Origin of the sequence: Chryseobacterium sp. SIMBA_028 (assembly GCF_046535285.1) — a bacterium.
Lineage (GTDB): Bacteria > Bacteroidota > Bacteroidia > Flavobacteriales > Weeksellaceae > Chryseobacterium.
On sequence record NZ_JAWRWZ010000659.1, the window covers coordinates 1 to 248 of the forward strand.

1 protein-coding gene is annotated in these 248 nt (G+C 29.8%); it reads left to right on the forward strand.

Going from position 1 to position 248, the window contains the following annotated elements; genetic code table 11:
- Positions 1–189: DUF6157 family protein (locus SCA31_RS24875; RefSeq protein ID WP_410699624.1), on the forward strand; the 189-nt coding region annotated here is incomplete at its 5' end.
- Between the last annotated feature and the right edge of the window lie 59 nt (positions 190–248).

Sequence of the window (248 nt, forward strand, 5' to 3'; positions counted from 1 at the left end):
ATCAAGTTCTTTTCAAAAGGTCAGCCATGTCTTCGTACTTCACCATTATCAAAAAGATATGGTTTTGGAATTCATCATGATTCAGAAGGTAAAGTAGCCTTATTTCCTGTAGAAAGCAAAGATTATCAGACATTCTTAAATGATGATTCAATAACTAAAGTAAAAGCCATGCGATCAAAAAGAAAATGATTGAGAAAATAAATAATTCTCTTTTAATAACTAAATCTCATTCCTTTGATAAAGCCAGT